The following is a 22107-nucleotide window of genomic DNA, read 5'->3' as shown; positions in this document are numbered from 1 at the left end:
CCCCCAAATTCGGGGGTAACTATCTAATTGAATTTCAGAAAGCTAGAAAACATCCGTGCTGTCAGCATCTAATATCACCATGCAGTTTGGGGCAAAGCCTCTATTTGAAAACATTTCCGTGAAGTTTGGCGGCGGTAATCGCTATGGCCTGATTGGCGCAAACGGTTGCGGTAAATCCACCTTCATGAAAATTTTAGGTGGCGAGCTAGAGCCAACGAGCGGTAATGTGAGTTTAGATCCTGGTATTCGTTTGGGTAAGTTGCGTCAAGATCAATTTGCTTACGAGGATGTGCGCGTACTCGACGTCGTGATGATGGGTCACGAAGAGATGTGGAAGGCTGCGGCTGAACGCGATGCTATCTACGCCAATCCAGATGCTACTGATGAAGATTACATGAAGGCTGCTGAGCTTGAGGGCAAGTACGCCGAATACGGTGGCTACACCGCAGAAGCTAAAGCGGGTGAGTTGTTGTTAGGCATTGGCATTCCTATTGATCAACACAATGGTCCGATGAGCAACGTTGCACCAGGTTGGAAGCTGCGTGTATTGCTAGCGCAAGCATTGTTCTCCGATCCAGATGTATTGCTGCTCGATGAGCCAACGAATAACTTGGATATTCACTCCATTCATTGGCTTGAAGACATTCTCAATCAAATTAAGAGCACCATCGTCATCATTTCCCATGACCGTCACTTCCTCAATGAAGTCTGTACGCATATGGCCGATATGGATTATGGAACCTTAAAGGTTTATCCAGGCAACTACGACTCTTACATGCTGGCTTCTGTGCAGGCAAGAACACAGCAGCTCAGCAATAACGTGAAAGCCAAAGAAAAAATTGCTGAATTAGCAGCTTTCGTGGCTCGCTTCTCTGCAAATGCTTCTAAAGCTCGTCAAGCGACTTCACGTCAGAGGCAGCTGGAGAAGATTGAAATTGTTGAGGTAAAGCCTTCATCACGTCAGAACCCATTTATTCGTTTTGATGCTGAGAAAAAATTACACAATATGGCGGTAGAGTGCAATGCACTTACTAAAGCTTATGATCGCGTGATCTTCAAGAATTTCAAGCTAGGTGTTCGTGCTGGTGAAAAGATTGCGATCATCGGTCAAAACGGTGCTGGTAAGACAACACTTCTCAAAACGATCTTGAGTAAGCGCTTTGATGGTATTGCCGCTGATAGCGGTGATGTGAAGTGGGCTGAGAATGCTAACGTCGGCGTAATGCCTCAAGACAATACCGAGATGTTCGCTAAAGACGAATTGCTCATGGACTGGATGAATTGGTGGCGCAATACCGGCGATGATGACCAAGTGATCCGTGGCACTTTGGGCCGCCTCCTGTTCTCTGGTGACGATATTGGCAAGTCTGTCAAAGTCCTTTCTGGTGGTGAAAAGGGCAGAATGATTTGGGGCAAACTCATGCTCCAAAAATACAACGTCCTGGCAATGGATGAGCCAACCAACCACATGGATATGGAATCGATTGAGAGTTTACAAATCGCTCTTGAGAAATTCGACGGTACTTTGATATTTGTTTCTCATGACCGCGAGTTTGTTTCTGCATTAGCCAACCGCATCTTAGAAGTGAAGATGGATGGTACGGTGGTGGATTACTCTGGTACTTACGAAGAGTACCTACGTAGCCAAGAGTTGGCTGGTTAATTAAGGCCTAGTTGTAAAGCTGGCAATAAAAAAATAAGCCCCTAAGCGGGCTTATTTTCTTTGGCTTGTCTCTGGAAGCGGGTTGCAGTACCTTCTGCACGAATACGTTTCCATACGGAATCTTTTTCTTCTTGAGAAAAGAATACCCAATTACTCACTTCACCTAAAGTGCGACCACAACCTTGGCAGATCTCATCGTATAGCGTGGTGCAAACACCAATGCAAGGCGAGTCAGAGTCTGCATCCCCTGTAGAAAGGGAGTGGGAGCCATCTTGCACAATAGATTTGGTGTCTTTAGAATTCATGGCTGTACTTTAGACGATTTCAAAGGACTGTGCTCGGCGAGCTCATCCACATAAGCCCCTATGCCTTGATGTTCACGATCTAGGAAGTGTTGCACAGCTTTGGCAAACTGAGGATCCGCAATGAAATGGGCAGATTGAATGGTGGTGGGCAAGAAGCCGCGCGCCATCTTGTGTTCACCTTGTGCACCACCTTCAAAGGTTTGAATCTGATTAGAGATGCAATATTGAATTGCTTGATAGTAGGCAGTTTCAAAGTGCAAGCAGGGCACATGCTCAATAGCACCCCAATACCTACCATAAGCCTTAGAGCTTATGGGGTCAACAATCAGTAAGGACGCAGCGATTGGATAGCCGTTACTTTCTGCAATGATAAGGTGTAAGTTTTCAGGCATGCGCTGCGCACATAACTTCAAGAATGCCTCATTAAGATAGGGGCTAGATCCATGCTCCAAGTAAGTGTTTGCGTAACAGCGATAAAAGAATTCCCAATCAGCATCGGTTGAAGATATTCCTGGAACATGTCTAAAAGTAATCTGCTCTCGTGCTATCTGTTCTCGTTCGCGTCGAATATTCTTGCGGCGCTTCATGGTGAGGACCGCTAAAAATTGTTCGAAATTCTCAAAGCCTTGGTTATGCCAATGAAATTGCACCGAGTCTCGCAACATGAAGCCGTGGTCTTTTAGACCCTTTGCTTCTATTGCATCGGGAAATAAAACATGTGCTGAAGATAGATTATTTTGTAGAACTAAAGTCTTCAATCCTGCAATTAATTGTCGCCGTACTAAATCAGCATCTACATTGCTGGCGCTCAAAATCCTTGAGCCTTGAACTGGTGTAAACGGAATGGCGCAAAGCGCTTTCGGAAAATACTGCTTGCCTTGTTGCTCATAGGCCTGCGCCCAAGACCAGTCAAAAACAAATTCTCCGTAGGAGTGTTGCTTCAAATACAGGGGCATTGCACCAATCAGTTTTTGATCATCCCTTAAAACGAGATGAGCCACTTGCCACCCAGTATTGCCTCCAACACAGCCAGTTTCCTCTAGCGCACTAAGAAACTCATGGCGAAGAAAGGGTCCTGCATCTGCGGGAAGAAGAGCATTCCACTCCTCTGAGGAGATATCGCTAAGGCGATCAACTATTTCTAATTGAAATGAATCGGGCTCTGCCACGATTAACGCTGAATGAGCTCTATTTTGTAGCCATCAGGGTCGGTAACAAACGCGATGATGGTGTCACCGCCAGCTACTGGACCAGCCTCACGGGTCACATTGCCGCCGGCCGCCTTAATGGCAGCACAAGCAGCATAGGCATCCGGAACCTCAATAGCAATATGTCCATAGGCCGTGCCTAGGTCATAGGATTGAACGCCATGGTTGTAAGTCAGTTCAATCTCCGACTGGCCATCACCATTCCCTTTACCGAAACCCACAAAAGCCAGTGAATATTTTTGTTCAGGACGTTCAGTCGTGCGCAGTAAATTCATACCCAAAACTTTGGTGTAGAAATCAATAGAGCGATTCAAGTCGCCGACGCGAAGCATAGTGTGTAGGATCATCATGGGGTAAATATAACGCTATTTATTTATTCGTGTTGAGGTGAAAAACCCCGGTATGGAGCCGGGGTTTCTTGTACTACATTGCTTTACATGGATGCGTAGTTCGGTCCGCCGCCACCTTCAGGCGTAACCCAGACGATATTTTGAGTGGGATCTTTAATGTCGCAAGTTTTGCAATGCACGCAGTTTTGCGAATTTATTTGCAAGCGCGTCTTACCATCGGTTTCTACAAACTCATATACGCCAGCAGGGCAGTAGCGTTGCTCAGGGCCCGCATAGGTTTTGAGATTGATATCTACTGGTACAGAATCATTTTTTAGGGTTAAGTGAATCGGTTGATTCTCAGCGTGATTGGTATTAGAGATAAACACAGAAGATAGGCGATCAAAAGTAATCTTGCCATCTGGCTTAGGGTAGTCAATCGGCTTGTGTTGCGCTGCAGGCTCCAAACATTCATGGTCTGCATGTTTTAAATGCACGGTCCATGGCATGTTGCCACCCAAAAGCTTTTGCTCTAATCCCACCATCAGCGTGCCAACATAAAGTCCTTTTGACATCCATGGCTTGAAGTTGCGCGCTTGATTGAGTTCGGTATGCAGCCAACTATTTTGGAATGCAGTTGGGTACGCAGACAAAACATCCTCAGAGCGGTTCTCATTGATAGCAGCAACTGCTGCTTCAGCAGCAAGCATGCCAGTCTTAATTGCTGCATGACTTCCCTTGATGCGAGATGCATTGAGGAAGCCAGCATCACAACCAATGAGAGCACCACCAGGAAATACAGTCTTAGGAAGGCTATTTAAACCACCAGCAGTCAGTGCGCGTGCGCCATAAGAAATGCGTTTACCGCCTTCAAAAGTTTCACGAATCTTTGGATGTAATTTATAGCGTTGGAATTCTTCAAATGGCGAGAGGTAGGGGTTCTTATAAGACAGGCCAACTACCAGGCCAACAGCAACCTTGTTATCGGCTAAGTGATAGAGAAATGAGCCACCATAGGTATCGCTCTCTAAAGGCCAGCCTGCGGTGTGCACTACTAGTCCAGGCTTGCTCTTAGAAGACTCAACCTCCCATAGCTCTTTAATGCCGATGCCATAGCTTTGTGGATCAGCATCTTTATCTAGCGCAAACTTAGCAATCAGTTGCTTACCAAGATGACCGCGCGCGCCTTCAGCAAAGAGAGTGTACTTGCCACGTAATTCCATACCAAGTTGGAATTGATCCGTTGGATTGCCTTCTTTGTCTAAACCCATTGATCCGGTGATGACGCCATGGACTGAGCCTTGCTTGTTGTAGAGAATTTCTGCTGCTGGAAAGCCGGGGAAAATTTCAACACCAAGATTCTCGGCTTGTTGCCCTAGCCAACGAGTGACGTTTGCAAGGCTGACAATATAGTTGCCTTCATTCTTAAAGCAGTGCGGCAACATCCAGTTTGGAACTTGGTATGAGTTATCGCTGGTTAAGAATAGAAATTGATCTTGCGTGACGGGTGTTTCGAGCGGTGCTCCGAGCTCTTTCCAGTCGGGGAATAATTCAGTCAGTGCCCCGGGGTCCATGACGGCGCCAGAAAGAATGTGAGCTCCAATTTCAGAACCCTTCTCTAGGACGCAAACGCTAATTTCTTTTCCGGAGGCGCCGGCCAATTGCTTGGCTTTAATAGCGGCCGACAAACCTGCAGGACCACCCCCAACAATGACTAAGTCATAGTCCATGGAATCTCTGGGGCCAAATTGCTCAACCAGCTCTGCAGCATTCATACAATTTCTCCGAAATTTCTCAAAATAGGGCATTTAAGCCCTAATAGTTTAGTTCTAACTGTCAAAAACCACCTTGGTGCCAAGACGGCCTCAATCACTGGGTCTGAAGCGTTATGATTGCTTTTTTACCCATTTTGGCAATATTAGGACAAAAGTAATGAATAAAACTTACCCATCGGCAGTAGATGCCTTGCGGGATATCTTAAAAGACGGACAAAAACTGGCCGTTGGTGGCTTTGGTCTTTGTGGCATTCCAGAAGCTTTGATCCAAGCGGTTAAGGATCTGGGCGCTCAGAACCTCACTGCAATTGCTAACAATGCTGGTGTAGATGGTTTTGGCTTAGGTTTATTGCTCAATTCACGCCAAGTGAAAAAAATGGTTGCCTCATATGTGGGTGAGAACAAAGAATTTGAACGTCAATATTTAGCTGGTGAATTGGAGTTGGAATTTACACCTCAAGGAACTTTGGCTGAAAAATTGCGTGCTGGTGGTTGTGGTATTCCGGCTTTTTATACTAAAACTGGCGTTGGTACTTTGGTTGCCGAAGGTAAAGAAGAAAAAGAATTCGATGGCGAGAAGTACATCATGGAGCGTTCAATCGTTTCAGATATCTCTTTAGTAAAAGCATGGAAGGCAGATAAGTCCGGCAACTTAGTCTATCGCTACACTGCGCGTAACTTCAATCCAGTCGTTGCTATGGCTGGCAAGATTACCGTTGCGGAAGTTGAGGAGATTGTTGAGAACGGCAAACTCCATCCCGATGAGATTCATACGCCTGGTATCTATGTTCACCGTTTGGTGCTACATAAAACACCAGAAAAGCGCATTGAGCAGCGCACCATGACTGCAAAAGCTTAATTCCCAGCACAGTAAAGCAATAGAACAAAATACTTAGGAAGATCGAAATGCCTTGGACTAGAGATGAAATGGCAGCACGCGCTGCTAAAGAATTAAAAGACGGTTACTACGTGAACTTGGGCATTGGTATGCCTACTTTGGTGGCAAACCATGTACCTAAAGATATGGAAGTATGGCTTCAGTCTGAAAATGGTTTGTTGGGTATCGGACCGTTTCCAACAGAAGAAACCATTGACGCCGACCTAATCAATGCTGGTAAGCAAACCATTACGACTTTGCCTGGCTCATCGATCTTTTCTTCCGCTGATTCATTCGGAATGATTCGTGGTGGAAAAATTAATATCGCGATCTTAGGTGCAATGGAGGTGAGCGAACATGGTGACTTGGCTAACTGGATGATTCCAGGAAAAATGGTCAAGGGCATGGGCGGTGCAATGGATTTGGTTGCCGGCGTAAAGCATGTGGTGGTATTGATGGAGCACGTTGCCAAGAAAAAAGATGGCACAGAAGAGCTCAAAATTTTGCCGAAGTGCACATTGCCCTTGACAGGTGTGGGCGTTATTAGCCAGATCATTACTGATCTTTGTGTGCTGGACATCACCCCCAAGGGTTTGAAGTTAACTGAATTAGCTCCAGGCGTGACCAAAGAAGAGGTTATTGCTAAAACAGGAGCCCCTGTTGATACAACAGGTTTCTAATCAGCGGCATCAATTAATGGAATAATGGGTTCAACATGTCGGGCTCCCATCATTCCCATTCGAAGCCATCTAAACCCCAGAATCAATCTGGGGCAGATCCTTCCTTGCATGCCCATAAAAAGGGCGATGCGCAGCATACCCATAGCAAGCAAGTTTCCAATCAAAGCCTCCTGCTAATTGCCTTAGTACTAACCTTAGGCTTTTCAGGGGTTGAGGGCGCCGCTGCTTATTTCGCTAATTCATTGGCGTTGATTTCTGATGCGGGTCACATGGTGACTGATGCTGCCGCTTTGGGTTTGGCGCTACTTGCGCAGATTATTTCTCGTCGCCCACCATCTCCGAAGCATTCATTTGGTTTTGGGCGTGCTGAAGCTCTAGCGGCGTTTGTTAATAGTATTGCGATGCTAGCATTGGTTTTATGGATCGTCATTGAGGCTGTCAGTCGTTTTGCTAATCCCCATAAAGTAGATGGCTTGACTGTTACGGTTGTTGCTGCAATCGGTCTTCTGATGAACATCGTCGTGGCATGGGTTTTGTCTCGCGATAAGCAAAGCGTGAATACCCGTGCGGCACTAGTTCATGTCATGGGTGATCTATTGGGTTCGGTTGCGGCATTGATTGCTGGTGTTGTTATTCAGCTTACCGGTTGGATGCCAATCGATGCGATTCTCTCTATTTTGGTATCGCTGCTTATTCTGAAGTCCACCATCTCGATTCTGCATGAGTCTTATCACTTCCTGATGGAGGGTGTACCTCTTCATATTGACTACCTACAAGTTGGTACTGATTTAAGAAATATTCCAGGCGTACTCGCGGTGCATGATTTGCATGTGTGGGAAATGACCCCTAGCTTCCCAGCCTTGATTGGTCATATTGAAATCGCTGAGATGCAGAAGTGGCCAGAAATTATGGTCAGAATCAATACGATGCTTTTGGATAAGCACAGCATTGATCATGTGACCTTGCAACCAGAAGAGGTCGGTGATGATCACGATCATCAGCATGATCATGCAGACCATGAAATTCATAATGAAGCTCAAGCAGCAAATGTATTTCATGATGGGGATACTTTCTTTGTGGAATGCTCAAGCGGTGATGAAAAACACCGCATGGCTTATCACGCTTGGGGGAATCCTGGAAATAAAGTATTGCTTTGTGTTCACGGCCTAACAAGAAGGGGCAGCGACTTTAAGACTCTTGCACAGGCAATGTACAAAGACCATTACGTAGTTTGTCCGGATGTAGTTGGTAGGGGTGAGTCTGATCGCTTAATTAATCCAATGTCGTATGCCGTGCCACAGTACGTTGCTGATATTGCTACGCTGGTAAAGAAGTTAGGTGTTACACAAGTAGATTGGCTGGGAACTTCCATGGGTGGCTTGATTGGCATGGTGTATGCCGCAATGCCAAACTCACCCATACGGAGAATGATCATCAATGATGTGGGCCCCAAGATTGAGCCAGAGGCAATTAAACGCCTAGGCTCATACGTTGGTCAGCCATTTACTTTTTCAGACCGCTCCGAAGCGCTTCAACGCTTAAATGAGATTTGCGCCACTTTTGGCGAGCACACTCCTGAAGAGTGGGAAATTTATAACGGCCCTATGCTGATTCAGAAAGATGGTCAATGGATCATGCATTACGACCCAGATATCTCAGTGCCGTTTGCATCAGTAAACCCCATCATGGCTAAAGCAGGTGAGATGGCGATGTGGCATGCCTTTAAGCAAATTCATATTCCGATGTTGATCGTGCGAGGCGGTAACTCTGACTTGCTTTCCGCTGCTACTGTTGCCCAGATGTGTAAAGTCAATCCTTATGCGCGCAGTATTGAAATTCCCAATGTGGGACATGCACCCGCGTTCGTGAAATCTGAGCAGATTGCTTTGGCAAAAGAATTCTTCAGTTAATTCGTTCTTAATTACCCCTTATTGCCAATGGCAAATGTCTCCAGCAATTCGACAAAAGAGTCAATATTCGTAGATGCCTGGTATGGTGAGCCAGCCCAATTGCATGCGGCCGGCGCATTACAAGTATTGCAGTCTCTTAATCTGGATGAGGCGACATTAACTGCTGCCAGCAATATTGCTCGCACCCATGGCAAAGAAGCACTCATAAAACTTATTGGCGAAGAGCCTGCAAAACTACTAATTGGATATCGCGGCTTACGACAAGCCCAAGCAAAGTTGGTCCGTGATGATAGTGGATTAAGTGTTACTGGGCAAGAAGAAATGTTGCGCAAAATGCTTTTGGCATTTGGCGATGATTTGCGGGTAGTTCTGATTTATCTCGCCTCCCGCCTGCAGACTTTACGCTGGATTACGCAAGAGAAGATTGAGATGCCTGCAGCCTGGGCTCAAGAGATTCTGAGTATCGATGCCTCATTAGCTAATCGATTGGGTATTTGGCAAATGAAGTGGGAGATGGAGGACTTAGCATTTAGAGCGCTCTCACCGCAGACTTATCGAGATATTGCCAAGATGCTGGATGCTAAACGCATTGAGCGCCAATCATTCATCGACCAAATCGTCTTGCAACTACAGCAAGAATTAAAGTCTGCGCAGATTGAGGGCGAAGTACTTGGAAGACCAAAACATATTTACAGCATCTGGAAAAAGATGGAAGGCAAATCATTAGACTTCGCCAATCTTTATGACGTCAGAGCATTTCGGGTATTGGTCGCTGATGTCAAATCTTGTTACGCTGTATTAGGCATCATACATAACGTCTGGCAGCCGGTGCCTAGAGAATTTGATGATTACATTGCGCGACCTAAGCCTAACGGGTATCAATCCCTGCATACGGTAGTCATGAATGATGATGGCACCGCATTTGAGATTCAGGTGCGCACACAAGAAATGCATCAGCAGGCTGAATATGGTTTAGCTGCGCATTGGCGCTACAAGGAGGGTGCTTATGCGGGTATGGCTACGCCCCCAAATTCTGCCAAAACAAATAAGCCAAGCGTTACTCACCAGCAAGGAACACATAGCGCAGAGGTTGCTTATGAAAGGCAAATCGCTTGGGCTCGCCAGCTTATTTCTTGGAAAGAGGACGCTTGGGAGCAGCTTAAGCACCATGAGATTGACGACCATATTTATGTTCTTACGCCTTTAGGGAAAGTGATTTCTTTGGAGAAGGGCTCAACACCAATTGATTTTGCTTATGCGGTTCACACTAATCTTGGTCATCGTTGCCGGGGTGCACGAGTAGATGGCGCAATGGTGCCGCTCGAGACGGCATTGAAGAATGGACAAACCATTGAAATCATTGCCGTCAAACACGGTGGCCCATCACGCGATTGGATTAGCCCTGATAAGCACTATGTGCGATCACAAAGAGCACGTCAACGAGTTCGCGCTTGGTTTAATGCACTTGATGATGAAGAGGCTGGGCAATCTGGAAAAGCTGTAGAGGGTAAAGCTGAGGTTATCTCTGAATTAAAGACCTCATCCACAACACCTGAAATCGTTTTGCGCAACAGCACTCATAAAGCAGGGCAAGGTGGCGATGTTTTGGTCGTTGGCGTGGATTCATTGCTCACACAGTTGGCGCGCTGCTGCCGACCCGTTCCACCGGACGCTATTGCGGGATTTGTGACCCAAGGTAGAGGTGTTTCGATTCACCGTCGCTCATGCAAAACCTTTAGAGGTTTGCTGGAGAGGGCGCCTGAGCGCGTCATTCAAACAGCTTGGACTGCTTCTGCTGCAGATCCTGTGGTCAATCAAGAGCAAAAACGCGTCTTTCCAGCTGATTTGGTGGTGACCGGCTTAGATCGCCCGGAGTTAATGCGGGAGCTCTTTGAAATTCTGACTAGACAGGGCGTGCATGTGATCGATTTGCGTAAATCAGCCAAAAAAGGTCTTGCCCGGATCCTTTTAACGCTTGAGGTGAGGGATTCTGAAGTGTTGCGAGTCGTGCAAAACTGCCTAGAAGAGGTCAAAGGGGTCACCCAAGTGCGCCGCCGGTGATAAACTCTATGGCTGTATAGGCTCGTAGCTCAGCTGGTTGCACCACCTTGACATAGTCGAGCTCATATTTAAAAAATAGCGTTTAAATGCTTTAAAATAAGGTTTTATACATATTAAGACGTTTTAAAACTGACAAAAACATAAATATAATAGTTAAAGACCATAGTATATTTTCGGTAAATAGTGTGCTAAAAAGGGAACACCACCCAAATTGGTCTCATGACGAAAATCAAGCAAATTTCTCTTACGATCCAGCAAATCGAGCTTGAATCAGATTTTTCTGAGAATCAAGCGTTTCTACAGCAGTTAGCTCAATCCCTAAATTCTGAAGCCCTTGAGACCTTGCTTGTCATGCACCCCATTGTCTTACTTGAGGAGTCCTCGGCCGAATCCCTAGCTAACGGGGGAAGGGCGAAATATCAAGTGATTTGTGGAAAACCCCAACTTCTGCTGGCAAAAGCAATTTTGGGTCTGAAGACGAAGATCCCAGTTTGGCTTGTTGACGATGCCAAAACCTCAAAATTGGTTGAATTGACTCAAGATCTATTAATCCCATTGTTTTTCGCTGGATACAGACCTAAAGAGCTTCGTGAGAGGGTTAGATCCTTTCCCAAGGATGAATTGGCCAAAATGGGCCCAACCCTTAACTTGCCTAAAAATTGGTCAAACTTAATAGATTTAGCCTTTCAAGATCCTGATAAAAAAATAGAAGAGGTGCTGGGCTCAGCTAAGGCATTAAATGTTGGGGAGTCTGGGGCTGGTGGATAACGTAGAGTCATCCCAGAGTCTCGAGGGGAGGGGGCCCCGTAAATCCCCTGCTAGGGATGAAGACAATCGAGCTCAATTTCTGTCTGCCTTTGCAAAATATGATGGTTTTGAGGCTTTGCACCAGCTGGCCGAAAGGTATCTCGATATTCCCAAATCTTTGGCCGGTCTTTGGCTGAACCTAGATAATTTGCCCGAAATTCTGACTTGTGCAAAACAGTGGGGTTTGGGTCAAGGGCCAATTTACACCCATGATCTAGATGAGATTTTTCATGATTTAGGACGGTGGATTGAGATTGTTCAAGCAGAGCGTCAATCCCCTGGGCTCCAAAAGATATACCTTTTAAGCAAGGTTGAAAGAAGATGGGGCTCAGAAGCTGAGGGTGGTGGGGCGTCGAATAAGAAGCGGGTTTTGAAATCGATTGGCCCGCCATTTTGGGGGATTGAGGAGGAGCATCCCGTGTGGATGACTCTTTGGTATCGATCAGGTACACCTCCCACTGAGGCTATTTATACGGTGCGTGATCAGGTCTATCGAGGCTTGCAAGGCTTGTATCTAAGCTCCTATATGAGGCTGCGCCGCTCCCATGAAGAAACGCAGTCAAAGTATTTTTACGGTAGCGACCTCTATGCTCGCTTGCGGGACTCCGGGCGCTTATTACGCAAAATTCATTCTATTGAGCATGGTTTTTTACTGGAGCGCCTAAGCACGCATTGTTTTGCCTATAACAAGCCCAATGCGATGCATCAGGCGTTCTCGGATATTCACGCAAATCCTGAGGAATTATTCCGTCAGGAGTTTGCTGGGTTTGCCGATGTGGTCAATTTTGGGTATGTATTGAGGCATCCCAGTGAATTTGCAAAAAAATTAGTTGATACCTTTTCTCTTCCTGGTGATAGAAAAAAGATTCCCCAAAAAAAACTGACGGATTCAAGGATTTATGAGGATCACCATTTATTTTGGATTGCCCAAGGTTTTCCCACTATCGCATCAAAGCGCAAGAGTAATACTCGGCCCCATATCGAATGGATTGGTCCAGAAGTAGATACGGTAGCGACTCTATTTGAGGAGGGCGCTCATCCCGGTGAGTATCTCGAGGCAGAAGAAATCTTTTTTGAGCCTGACGATTTTTTAGACCCAGCCTCCACCGATGGCGGCCCACGAGAGCTGCCTCCATTAAATACCCTTTACGCTGCAGCTAGAGCTAGGTATCGAATGGAAATCATGAGGGCACAATCTTTTCGTAACCGATTGGATCGTGCCAGAGTCCCGCTCTTTGTCAGGGTCATAGGCGTCTTGCAAGATCTTTACAGTCAAAGCTTGATGGATGCTGGTGACCAAGCCAAAGCCCTGCTTAATGAGACCGTCAAACTTTGCGCAGTAGCTTTATTTACTGGCCATAGCCTTAAAGAAGCGACCTCACTGCATTGTTTCACCTCTATTGAAGAGTTGCCATCTGAATGGAAGATTGCTTATTCAGATCAGTATCGTGTTTGGCTTCGACCATACCCAGTGCCCGATAGAAATAAGAATGCCCGCATCATTTTTAGCGACTCTGTTGCGGTATCTCCCCGAATTGCCTTTTCGGACATATGGTCGGTGGGCCAATTACTTCCCAAAACTCGTAACAAGAAATGGTTCACCCAAACTGAGGCTGCCTATAAAAAGGTTTTTATTGCGCAGATAGCCCCCGCCCTAATTGGAGCGGGGGTTGATGAAGGCTGGGTCGGGGTTGAGAGTATTGGGGAGCTCTTGCCAAGCTGGTTTGAAGGGCTGGAGGAGGGGGAGTTACTTAGAAATTGCGCTCTCTTTGGTAGAAGCAGCCCTCAGTCTGAGGTCCAGTCTCATTACGCCGCGCTTGATAGGGCAGTTTTGGATGAATATTACTGCAAGATTATGCGCAATCTCTGGAAGCAAATTCAAGTTACCACGCCTGATGATCAAAAATTACTAAAAGAGGGCTCACTAGTAAACCCTCTCTTTTCTTTATCGAAGAATACTGCGCAGATTCCAAATAGTCTCACGGGCAATGATTGGGCTCCTAAAACGGAGGGCATTAAAACACTCTTAGAAATGCTGCGTATTCAGATTATCGGTCATGATCAACAAGATCCGCATCAATATCACAACCTAGTAGCGGCCTATACAGGCATTACTCTGAGTATTGTTACGGCCTTTCGTAATGCCAATACTCCCATTTTGGATTTAGGTCTAATTGATCAGGAAACAGGCTTCTTGCATATGGAGGAGAAAGATCGGGAAAACGGTTCGCATGCGCGCCTTGTGTGGATTCCTGACGATGTACGTGCTTGTGTAAGCGCCTATTTGAATCACCTCAAAAGATTATGGGTAACCCTTTCCTATCAAACCAGTCCAGAGCTCAAAGTCCCTGCGACGAAAAATCGCGACATCCGCATCTACGGCACTAAGTCATTTGCGCTGTCATTGCAAAGCTCACTCTTTCTTTTTGAAGAAGTGGGCGGCATATGGCAACCCAAGGAATTCTCGGGCAGAAGATTGCAAGCGCTATTGGATTCCCTGAAGTTGGGTTCTTGGCCGATCCCTAATAATGGGCGCCATTTTTTAGCAACAACTTTGTTTAATGAGAAGCAGAAAAGTTTTGCAACGGTGATTAAAACGGTGATGGGCCACTGGCAACTCGGGGAATCTCCTTGGGGGCCTGATTCGGCGATGGATCCTTACCATCTACGAGAGGCGCTCAAAAGTCCATTTGAAAAATTATTGGGCAAAGAGGGCATTGATTTTCAGGTGATCGATTTTTAATTATGGCACGAGTCCAGATCTCTGATTTAGATCCCGATATTTGGGTGGGCTGGTCACATTTGGAGAAGTCATATCCCAAATTATCAGACAAAGCTCATGCCGAGCAGTCGATAAATTTAAGCGATCTAAGCGTGGACACGCTCAAAATCTTGTATCAGGTTCAGCAAAAAAATACTCAAATTCTCAAGTGCAAACCTGAGACTCTCAAATTAGACAAGTCTGCTATCAGGGCAATTCTTTTGGAGGTGAAGCACTCCGCAAAAACTGGCTCAGGATTTAAAGTGCGGCGTCGATTTTTAGAGGTAATTGAGGCTGGCAATACTCTGGGTCGTTTTGATATTCCTATTCCCTATGTGCCGGCACCGCTACCTCCTATGCCGCCATCCCCTTTTACTCATGAAAATATGAAAAAGAGGGGAAAGATTAGCCCTTTGCTTGAAGCTTTCAATCAATCTTTAAAAGAGACTCGGTGTACCGTAAGTTCGCAGGCTTGGTGGGGTCAAGTACTACTTTCAGCCATGTTAAATGGTGCATTGGTGGATAGTGTTTTCCTGATGGAACTTCTTAAATCTCTCGTGGAGGGGAAGCATGATCCGCAGCTACGCTGGGTTTCTTTATATCCCGTTAAAGGGAAAAACCCTCCCAAGCATCCCGTATTACGGCGCTGGTTTATTGACCCGGCAACCCGTTTAATCTTAGTTAGTTCTATCAATCAGCAAAAACTAGTGATGCCAGAACTCAAACGGGTTTCTGATGGACAAAATGTTTATGGCTTGATTAGCGCCTATGCACAACACCATGAGTTTTCAGATAAGTTGCCCGGTGGAGTTAAAGCCCTTTTGGATGGGGTAAGGGCACGGCTTCATTTGCATATGCCTCCTTGGTTGGTTCAATATGCAAGCGATCGCCTTGTGAGTGCCTCGCTACCCGAGCATGTTTGGGACCGATTGATTCATCCTCCTACCAAGTATTTAAGTAGCCTCACCAGTAGGGAGATGCCCGCCTTGGCAGGCCCCGTTTCTTTAGTAGATGATGCAGACGATGAGGAGCAAGAGGCGGGTGATGATGGTGAGCATGAGCAGGGTAACTCTCCGATCGAGCAAGATGAAATGCTTCCCTCGCAGTTGCGAGACTTGGGTGGCATATTAAATTCGAAACTAGATGAGTCTCAAAAAAGGGTAAAGGTCTGGTTGGCCGCCAATGAGGGTGAGCTACTACCGAGTGTACGCATCCTAGGGTTATGGGCAGCGGAGCATCTTTTGGCGAAGGGTCCTGGACGAAGGGTTAAAAGACCGCGCACTAGTTATCAAATGGTGAACTGTATTGCCGGACGCTTAGTGGGGCAGCTGGGACGTTTGGATTTAACGAAGTTAGGTGATGAGGAAGCCTATCTCGAAGTCTATCAAGTTGCTCTAGAGGACACACCTTCTAACGGTGTTCGCCGTATTGTGGGTCGGGCTCTTAAATCGCTACATCAGTATCTGGAATCCAAGCATGGCGTATTGCCATTAAGTGACCATGATATTTTTCGAGTAAGTGGTCGTGGTAATAGTGCCGTAGATACTAATCTAATTAGTTTGGATTCTTGTCTTCAAATTTCCAACCACCTTGAGCAAGAAATTAAAAAGCTCTATGGGGGTCTAGAAGGCAAGAATCCAAAAGTGAATGCTCTAGTCCAGCAACTTCAGGTTGCTCTGAGTTTGGGTTTTTTCTGTGGTTTGCGACGATCGGAGGTCTTGGGTTTGCAAATCCAAGATATCGACTTTATTGAAGGTGTCTCCATTACACAGGAGACCCCGCCTGAATTTTGGATTGAAATTTGTAAAAATGGATTGCGTGAACTTAAGTCACGCTCTGCTAATCGACTTTTGCCGGCTTTTGCTTTAATGCCTGCACATGCATTAATTGCAGTGCGCAATTTATGGGTGCTTCGCCGCAATCAAATCAGGGCAAGCGATAAAGCTCAGAATCCCGATACCCATGATCCGCTGAAGGCGATTACGGGGGCTGAGCCCTTGTTTAACCTATTTGTTAAAAACGGCAAGGTCAATGACAGAGACCCCAATTTAGAGCGTCTCACTAAAGCGCTTAAGCATTTAAATGATGATGAAGGGCTACGGTTTCATCATCTAAGACATAGTTTTGCCAACTGGCTTGCGGTGATGTTCTGGTTAGGCGAGCAGGGTAAAGGCGTTTTTTTGCCGCAATGGTTCTTGCCAACAGAGCATGATTCCAGAAGATTAATGATTTCTGCATCCGTGCGCCAATCATTGCTAGGATCAGCTCCAACCAATACGAGATCGATGCTTCAGATCAGTAGCTTGATGGGTCATGCGGGACTTGATATTACGATGGGCTCATACATCCACCTAGCGGATTTTATTTTAGGGCGTATGGCTTATAGACTGACGCCCCAATTGGATATTGCTACTTTAGGGCTTCTAAGTGGTTACTCGACTTCATATCTATACGAAATCGAGAGAAAACTATCGGTTGCTACGCCCCCTCAGATTAGGTCGGGCGTTTATTTGGATTCCATTTGCGATCGAATGTTGCTGGAGGGAAAAAATATCGCTCCAGTCAAAAAGAAGTCGACAGTGAAATTTACAAAGTCATCGGCTGTAATTCCACCAAAAGAAATAACGGCAAAAACTTTACAGGTATTAGAGATTTTGAATTTCATTGAATATGCAAAAACTGTGCCATTACCTGAGAATGAAGATTCTGCTTTGTACCCGTTAAAGCTGGCGTCAGAGCGTTATGGCTATCGGTTGGAGGATTTGAATTTATGGATCCAGAAGCTACAAAGTCTTCCGCGTGGGGTATTGCGCTCAAGAGGGGTGCCACTAGCAAGGCCTAGAGCCGAGAGGCTAGTTGCCGATTTGGTTTCCAAACCTGAGCAAAAAAGTATTGCAATGGCAACTTGTGAATTACTGAAAAAGGTCTATCAAGGCGAAAAGCCAGAGCTTGGCAAAAAGCTAGCCTGTCAAAAGCGTGTCCATGAGTTATTGAGTGATTTCCTAGAGCTTTGGGTTGCGGGAACCCATCTTTCTATTGAGACTGATTCGTTGCCAAAGGCTAAGCGCTGGCTTTGGTTTTTGCAGGAGTTAAAAGTTGGCAGCGCAATTGATATCACTCATACCCCATCGATTGGTAAGGATTTCCCATCCGCTAAGCGCCAGCGTCAATATTGGGAAGATCAGCTTGAGATAAGTGGGATTAAAGAGTCAGAGCCAAAAGTCTTCGATAGCACGAGGGGGAGGATTCGAGTGGATCTCGATTTAACTCAAATTTCTAAGAAGAGGGGTATCCAGCAATATGAAGGAATTGCTGCAATGTATGGGGTGAGGGCGACATTAACTCTACTGGCCTTGGTTCAGTGTAGCTTTCTAGATTGAGTATAGTATTTAGGCTTTAAGGAGAGGCAAATGGATTAATAATTTTAAGAGCCCATCAAAATCTATTTATTTCTTTTGCATATCCATCTTCTTAAATTAATTGTTGCTGGATGGCAAAAATAATTAACAACGGAAGCTAGAGTTTCTAGAAAGTCAGTTGATTTAAGGCTTTATTTAAATAAAGTTAATCTAACATGTATTAATTAGACCTGTTTTATTATTAGCGCTTAACTAGTTGACCATGAAAATTTAGGGGAGTGTACATGACTGCAGATATTCACACTTATTGGGCTTATATTTATAACCCGTCAAATGGGGGTGTCTATAAAATACCCATTCCTGCCGAGCAATATTCAGATGCGTTAGCGATAGCTCAATCTCAGTATGGACAAAATCTACGCGCAGTAAAGGTTTTCGAAGACTAAATAAGTAAATTTTACGATTAATGTTTTTCAGTTAAGTAAAATCATGATGGTCATTTGCACAATAAAAAAACTAATCTAGAACATTTTAGCTAGTCTACGATGCTTTCCATCTTCAACCTTCGCCTAGCACTTTTTATGCAAAGCTCTCTTGGTATCACCATTAAACAAGGAGAAAATCTGAACATGGAGCAAAATTAAAAAGTAAATACTAATTTTCGATCCGGGTGTAGTTGAGAACATTGCCAACGCCATACTGAGCCTCGCCTAATTGTTTGGCAGCATAATCATTATCAGCGTAGATAATAGTATTAGTCGTAGTAAGTCCATTAGGCAATCTTACCCATAATTGATACTTGTACATAGCCAGCTCCTTAGAAGAAAAATGGAATATCTGAATAATTGTCGGCGGACTCAAGTCGTAGCTTAACCTTTTGCTAATTTATACATAAATTTTGAATTAAGCAAGAGGATTTTTGGCTATTTTCCATATACCTAAAATTTAGTTGAGAATAGTCAATTGCTGGAAGTAATTCACATAACACCTATAAGCTTTAAATCACCGGCAGTTAACAGGGTAATAACAGGGTTGTATTTAGCCAATCAATCTTATTTCAAATGCATATAGTTCTTTGGCATTGCTGGCTATATTGATTTACATTCGGAAAGCACTTTAAGGGGTTCCAGACTAAAAGAAGCGAGTTTGCTAAAATTAGTAATAATATTACCTTTGACCCCTTATCTTGATACGACTTTTATTTCTGTTCGCTTTCTCGGGATTTTATTTTAATTTTTAACCAACAAGAGTGCATTATGGCAAATCTATTCGAAGATGATGATGGCACATATCATGTATTGATTAATGAAATTGGCGAACATTCAATTTGGCCATCTTCACTAGATGTCCCGCTGGGGTGGGAGGTTTCACTGCGATCCGAAACCAGGAAAAATTGTTTAGATTTTATTGAAACTACGTGGGTTGATATGAGGCCAAAAACTTTATGAGTTCAAAATAGCTACTGTAAAAGCGTGATTCCACTTTAGTATGGATGCTAAATTTTCAGTAATGTTGGAGCAAATTTTTTTACCTGATGTAAAGGTTTTATATAGGGCCATTACCAGTGGCGATGAAAAAAAATTGCTGCCAGATGAATTTATTAATCCGCATAAATTTCTATTGCGTGCCCGCCAATCTAGCGGTGCGGGCCGTGATTTGGCAAGAGATCTGCTACAGTTGTTCGGGTTGAATAGGCTTGCAATCCCTAGATTGTCCTCTGGTGCGCCAAGTTGGCCCTATGGGTTTGTTGGGTCCATTGCGCATGACGATGAGTATGCAATAGTGGCTTTGGCTAGCAGGACTCGGATGAAAGGTATTGGTGTAGATATAGAGCGATCAAAACCATTACCTCCCGAGTACTCCTCCTTGATCTCGGCGCCCGGAGATGAGCCTATAATTTCTTCTGATCCGCTTTATAGCCTTCTTTTTTTTGTGATAAAGGAAGCAGTTTATAAGGCATTAAATCCATTGGATGGAATATTCTTGGAGCCTCAGGAAATTAGCATAGATTTAAATAAAAAAAATGCTACCGTCTCATATGGGAGAGTCGTTAATTTTGATTATTTAATAGGCAGCCATATTATCGCTTTTGCCTATATTAGGGAGGGCTGATTTCTAAGTGGGGGGTATTCATCAGACTCAAACAGAGCAGTTGACACCTGAATTTTTAGATTCCATTGATCTTTTTTTGAAGTCTAGGTCTATTCACGGGTTATTTGAGCTGTCAAAAATCTTTTATGATTTGTCAGACGAAAAATTATTTCAACTTAAAACCTCTATTCAGATAAAGCTGGGAAGAAGGTATGTACACCACTTTAGTCCCCAAGACTTGGTTAAGTATTCTTTTACCCCAGGGATGTATCGCAAAGGAGTTATACAGTTTGGAGGTTTGCTTGATTTTTTAGTCAACCTATTGCACAAGAGCTCTGGACATCGTGTGATATTTTTAGGTGAAGATGGTTTTGAATATTTGGCGCCTACATTTCATATATTGTCTGAAGGCGCTATTCCATTTTCAACTTATCCAATCTCACGAAAGCATCTAGCCACTAGGGTGGAACTTATTGATTTGGGTGTAAAGTTTTTAACTTCCCCGGCTGAAGAGAGTTCATCTATTGAAGATTTACTAAGGGGCGAAGGCTTAGTTGAAAAAATGACCAAATTGAATCGTAATTCTCGTGAGGCTAATAATTTTTTTAAAAATTCAATCAAACTATATCAAGATATGGATGATGCAATTGCTACGGCAATTTTAGAGGTCGGAGCTCATAAATATTCCTTAGATAGTTCCGAGTTTATATTCGGCGATAGGCTATCCCAAAGTTTTAATTTATTGATTTCCAATCCAGATCATCTGGATGTTTTAATTGGACTCATCGCTGATTTGCTTTCAGAAATTAATTTTGATAATACCTCTCCATTGATAATTGTCGATTATGCGGGAATTGGACACGTGCAAGCTCATGTACTTCAGCTTTTTTTGAATTGGTTAGGCGACCCCCAAAATTGGCTTTCTTTGAGTCATTCTCAACAATTGGCGCTTAGGGTTAGCTGTGATTTTTTTGCGCACCTCAATGTAAAGCTACATATTGGGGTTTCAAGAGGAAATCCGCTCCATAAAATTAAGGGCGCAGAAGTTTTTATCAATTCTCAATCTGTTGATATTGTTGAGACTACAAGATTTTGGGGGTTCTCGGATGCAGATTTAGCCGATGGAAAGCTATCAATTGGAGTGTTCAATAGCTTCCACATATCCGAAACATTGGCAAAAATTGCAATAATTTCAGAGGAGGCTTATAAAATAAAACATTCTTAATTATGGAATATCTAACTCGCACCCCTTAATTTCTTCAATAGTCTTCTTGTAATTTCTTTTAGTGGGACATCATTCATCATACCCGAATGAGTACATTGAATTTTAGTCACATCTACTTTTCCTTTGACAAATTGATTCCAATCTACGCTTTTATCTTTTCCCGAATAATTTATAGCCACAAAAAGCTCTATCTCCCCATTAAAGACTGAGGGGATATGTGTATTTAGTAGCTTTGCATTATTTTTACTTATTGAAAGCATTCGTTTAAATTCAGAATAATTGAGCGATGCCAAGGCGTGCTGCTCCCGCTTTATTATTTCATATGCATCTTTAATTGACTCTCTTGCTAAATCGTTTTTAGTGTATCCAAGCTCCCCTATGATGCCTAGTAACAACTCCCAGCTATCATCAGTAATTCGTGTTGATTTATCAATAGAGGGATATCCATCAAGAATGGCTAGCATATCAATTGCATGCCCATCTTGTTGCAGTCTACATCCGACTTCATGAGCAATAACGCCACCCATAGACCATCCAAGTAATTTGTAGGGCCCACATGGCTGAACCTGCTTAATATGGTTTATGTATTCATCAACCATTTCATCTACATCAGTGTGGCGTTTTTCATTTCTATTCAAGCCGCGTGCTTGAAGTCCATATAGCGGCCAATCTGGAGGAATATATTTTAATATCTTGTAATAGTCCCAGCTTAAACCTATGATTGGGTGGAAGCAAAAAATTGGTAAATTCCCCCCATTTACTCGAAGTGGTATTACTGTTCCAAATGAGTTCCGTGTCCTTTGTTTCTCGCTGCTAAGGTGCCCGCTGAGGTTTTCGATGGTCGGCGCTTCAAACAAGCTGCGGATAGGTAGCTCAACTCCAAGTTTGGAGCGGATTCGGCTAATTAGCTTCATCGCCAATAAAGAGTGTCCGCCCAGCTCAAAAAAGTTATCTTCTATACCAACTTTTTCTAGTCCAAGAACCTCTGCAAATAACTCGCAAAGAACAGCCTCCTCAGGGGTACGGGGTGCCTTTATATTGGCGGGGGCTAGATCA

At 44.3% G+C, this 22107-nt stretch carries 17 protein-coding genes; 12 read left to right on the top strand and 5 right to left on the bottom strand.

Features of this window, described 5'->3' with window-relative positions; genetic code table 11:
• Positions 1–55 precede the first annotated feature (55 nt).
• Positions 56–1663: an ABC-F family ATPase gene (locus VC188_RS05305; protein ID WP_216122281.1), complete on the top strand. Its 1608-nt coding sequence runs from the start codon at positions 56–58 to the stop codon at positions 1661–1663.
• Between the two features lie 41 nt (positions 1664–1704).
• On the opposite strand, the gene VC188_RS05300 is transcribed toward VC188_RS05305, so the two are convergent.
• The 4 genes from VC188_RS05300 to VC188_RS05285 form a co-directional block, all read right to left on the bottom strand.
• Entirely contained in the window at positions 1705–1968 is a 264-nt protein-coding gene (locus VC188_RS05300; protein ID WP_216263061.1) for a DUF1289 domain-containing protein, read from the bottom strand.
• Positions 1965–3140 carry a GNAT family N-acetyltransferase gene (locus tag VC188_RS05295; protein WP_416350495.1) on the bottom strand — a complete coding sequence of 392 codons (1176 nt, stop codon included), beginning with the start codon at positions 3138–3140 and terminating at the stop codon, positions 1965–1967. Before VC188_RS05295 ends, VC188_RS05300 begins: the two co-directional genes overlap by 4 nt.
• Positions 3140–3526 (bottom strand): lactoylglutathione lyase, encoded by a 387-nt coding sequence (gloA, locus tag VC188_RS05290; protein WP_323483265.1) that lies wholly within the window; start codon positions 3524–3526, stop codon positions 3140–3142. Before gloA ends, VC188_RS05295 begins: the two co-directional genes overlap by 1 nt.
• 83 nt (positions 3527–3609) lie before the next feature.
• Positions 3610–5280: an electron transfer flavoprotein-ubiquinone oxidoreductase gene (locus VC188_RS05285; protein ID WP_323483264.1), complete on the bottom strand. Its 1671-nt coding sequence runs from the start codon at positions 5278–5280 to the stop codon at positions 3610–3612.
• Positions 5281–5437: 157 nt separating this feature from the next.
• Between VC188_RS05285 and VC188_RS05280 the strand changes: the two genes are divergently transcribed.
• The 11 genes from VC188_RS05280 to VC188_RS05230 all read left to right on the top strand — a co-directional run bounded on the left by VC188_RS05280 (position 5438) and on the right by VC188_RS05230 (position 21051).
• On the top strand, positions 5438–6139 hold the full coding sequence (locus VC188_RS05280; RefSeq protein ID WP_215321971.1) for a CoA transferase subunit A: 702 nt from the start codon (positions 5438–5440) through the stop codon (positions 6137–6139).
• A gap of 47 nt (positions 6140–6186) precedes the next feature.
• Positions 6187–6837 carry a CoA transferase subunit B gene (locus VC188_RS05275; protein WP_323483263.1) on the top strand — a complete coding sequence of 217 codons (651 nt, stop codon included), beginning with the start codon at positions 6187–6189 and terminating at the stop codon, positions 6835–6837.
• A 35-nt stretch (positions 6838–6872) separates the two neighbouring features.
• On the top strand, positions 6873–8747 hold the full coding sequence (locus VC188_RS05270; protein ID WP_323483262.1) for an alpha/beta fold hydrolase: 1875 nt from the start codon (positions 6873–6875) through the stop codon (positions 8745–8747).
• A 27-nt stretch (positions 8748–8774) separates the two neighbouring features.
• On the top strand, positions 8775–10808 hold the full coding sequence (locus VC188_RS05265; protein WP_323483261.1) for a RelA/SpoT family protein: 2034 nt from the start codon (positions 8775–8777) through the stop codon (positions 10806–10808).
• A 219-nt stretch (positions 10809–11027) separates the two neighbouring features.
• Positions 11028–11576, top strand: coding sequence for a hypothetical protein (locus VC188_RS05260; RefSeq protein ID WP_323483260.1), 549 nt, complete (start codon positions 11028–11030; stop codon positions 11574–11576).
• Positions 11569–14358: a hypothetical protein gene (locus tag VC188_RS05255; protein WP_323483259.1), complete on the top strand. Its 2790-nt coding sequence runs from the start codon at positions 11569–11571 to the stop codon at positions 14356–14358. The genes VC188_RS05260 and VC188_RS05255 overlap by 8 nt, the downstream gene beginning before the upstream one ends.
• Positions 14359–14360: 2 nt before the next feature.
• Positions 14361–17756, top strand: a complete 3396-nt coding sequence (locus VC188_RS05250; RefSeq protein WP_323483258.1) for a tyrosine-type recombinase/integrase — start codon at positions 14361–14363, stop codon at positions 17754–17756.
• Positions 17757–18019: 263 nt separating this feature from the next.
• Positions 18020–18181: a hypothetical protein gene (locus tag VC188_RS05245; protein WP_323483257.1), complete on the top strand. Its 162-nt coding sequence runs from the start codon at positions 18020–18022 to the stop codon at positions 18179–18181.
• Between the two features lie 810 nt (positions 18182–18991).
• Positions 18992–19183 carry an MbtH family protein gene (locus VC188_RS05240; protein ID WP_323483256.1) on the top strand — a complete coding sequence of 64 codons (192 nt, stop codon included), beginning with the start codon at positions 18992–18994 and terminating at the stop codon, positions 19181–19183.
• Positions 19184–19223: 40 nt separating this feature from the next.
• Entirely contained in the window at positions 19224–19847 is a 624-nt protein-coding gene (locus VC188_RS05235) for a 4'-phosphopantetheinyl transferase family protein (protein WP_323483255.1), read from the top strand.
• Between the two features lie 40 nt (positions 19848–19887).
• Positions 19888–21051 (top strand): hypothetical protein, encoded by a 1164-nt coding sequence (locus VC188_RS05230; protein ID WP_323483254.1) that lies wholly within the window; start codon positions 19888–19890, stop codon positions 21049–21051.
• 11 nt (positions 21052–21062) lie between these two features.
• Here VC188_RS05230 and VC188_RS05225 read toward each other — a convergent pair.
• On the bottom strand, positions 21063–22107 hold a 1045-nt coding region (locus tag VC188_RS05225; RefSeq protein WP_323483253.1), incomplete at its 5' end, for a thioesterase domain-containing protein.

This window comes from Polynucleobacter sp. MG-28-Ekke-A2, from assembly GCF_035012985.1.
GTDB lineage: Bacteria > Pseudomonadota > Gammaproteobacteria > Burkholderiales > Burkholderiaceae > Polynucleobacter.
This window is presented reverse-complemented; position numbering and strand designations above follow the sequence as displayed.

Excerpts from the sequence above, each read along its gene's own strand:
- VC188_RS05240 (WP_323483256.1), top strand. The coding sequence starts at position 18,992 with ATGGCAAATCTATTCGAAGATGATGATGGCACATATCATGTATTGATT.
- VC188_RS05280 (WP_215321971.1), top strand. The coding sequence starts at position 5,438 with ATGAATAAAACTTACCCATCGGCAGTAGATGCCTTGCGGGATATCTTA.
- gloA (WP_323483265.1), bottom strand. The coding sequence starts at position 3,526 with ATGATGATCCTACACACTATGCTTCGCGTCGGCGACTTGAATCGCTCT.
- VC188_RS05265 (WP_323483261.1), top strand. The coding sequence starts at position 8,775 with ATGGCAAATGTCTCCAGCAATTCGACAAAAGAGTCAATATTCGTAGAT.
- VC188_RS05250 (WP_323483258.1), top strand. The coding sequence starts at position 14,361 with ATGGCACGAGTCCAGATCTCTGATTTAGATCCCGATATTTGGGTGGGC.
- VC188_RS05270 (WP_323483262.1), top strand. The coding sequence starts at position 6,873 with ATGTCGGGCTCCCATCATTCCCATTCGAAGCCATCTAAACCCCAGAAT.
- VC188_RS05260 (WP_323483260.1), top strand. The coding sequence starts at position 11,028 with ATGACGAAAATCAAGCAAATTTCTCTTACGATCCAGCAAATCGAGCTT.
- VC188_RS05285 (WP_323483264.1), bottom strand. The coding sequence starts at position 5,280 with ATGAATGCTGCAGAGCTGGTTGAGCAATTTGGCCCCAGAGATTCCATG.
- VC188_RS05235 (WP_323483255.1), top strand. The coding sequence starts at position 19,224 with ATGGATGCTAAATTTTCAGTAATGTTGGAGCAAATTTTTTTACCTGAT.
- VC188_RS05245 (WP_323483257.1), top strand. The coding sequence starts at position 18,020 with ATGACTGCAGATATTCACACTTATTGGGCTTATATTTATAACCCGTCA.
- VC188_RS05275 (WP_323483263.1), top strand. The coding sequence starts at position 6,187 with ATGCCTTGGACTAGAGATGAAATGGCAGCACGCGCTGCTAAAGAATTA.
- VC188_RS05300 (WP_216263061.1), bottom strand. The coding sequence starts at position 1,968 with ATGAATTCTAAAGACACCAAATCTATTGTGCAAGATGGCTCCCACTCC.